This is a genomic window from Psychrobacter sp. TB20-MNA-CIBAN-0197, assembly GCF_040309765.1.
Taxonomy (GTDB): Bacteria; Pseudomonadota; Gammaproteobacteria; order Pseudomonadales; family Moraxellaceae; genus Psychrobacter; species Psychrobacter submarinus.
In genome coordinates this window covers 1-372 of sequence record NZ_JBEOPC010000181.1, presented here as the reverse complement: position 1 = coordinate 372, position 372 = coordinate 1, and the positions used below count along the sequence as shown (strand labels likewise).

1 protein-coding gene is annotated in these 372 nt (G+C 62.4%); it reads left to right on the top strand.

Features of this window, described 5'->3' with window-relative positions; genetic code table 11:
• Nucleotides 1-372: hypothetical protein (locus tag AAEY83_RS13215; protein WP_351059442.1), on the top strand; the 372-nt coding region annotated here is incomplete at both ends.

Here is a 372-nt window from a genome sequence, read left to right as displayed (position 1 = left end):
GGCCTGCACCACACTGAACCTGCCGCTGATCGAGCTGGAGCGCCTGAACCAGGATGAAATGGTCTGGGAAGCCCGGGTCATGCAGTTCCGCGGCTATCGAGAGCTCTGGCGCAAGCAGGGTGTGTTGCCGATGTTGCGGCGCCTGCTTCACGACTTCCACCTGCCGCAAACCCTGATGCAGCGCAGTGACGGCGAGCGCGTACTGACCAACCTCTTGCACCTCTCGGAACTGATGCAGCAAGCCGCCGCTGAACTGGACGGCGAGCAAGCGCTGATCCGCCATCTGGCCGAGCTGCTGGCACTGTCCGGTCAGGCCGGTGAAGAGCAGATTCTGCGTCTGGAAAGCGATGAGCAACTGGTCAAGGTGGTGAC